At 43.8% G+C, this 322-nt stretch carries 1 protein-coding gene; it reads left to right on the forward strand.

Going from position 1 to position 322, the window contains the following annotated elements; genetic code table 11:
* Positions 1 to 192 (forward strand): hypothetical protein (locus tag DL891_RS16805; protein ID WP_157962608.1); only part of this gene is annotated, 192 nt, incomplete at its 5' end.
* Between the last annotated feature and the right edge of the window lie 130 nt (positions 193 to 322).

Below are 322 nucleotides of genomic sequence, written 5' to 3' on the forward strand. Positions count from 1 at the left end.
ATTTTGCGGGACGAAGTGGATGTCATGAACAAGGTCAAGAAAATTGCTTCCGGCATGAGATGGGACGTTAAATTGATGGACCACGAGGACGGCCCTCTGGTGCCTGAGAAGATCATGGTTGCTGTCAAGCAGTATTGGGTTGCCGGCAAAGGAAACAGCACATCTTCATCTAATAACGAAGACGACGAGTAAAACCCGTGTCTGTTTGGTCCTAAATTATAGCATTGGTTAATGAATGATGAAATCTCTGGCAATAGGAGGGAACCAAAGTGTTCTGATCCTAAGAGATGAGAGTTTGTTTCAAATTCATAGGCCTGTTTTA

The organism is Homoserinimonas sp. OAct 916 (assembly GCF_003260275.1).
GTDB lineage: Bacteria > Actinomycetota > Actinomycetes > Actinomycetales > Microbacteriaceae > OACT-916.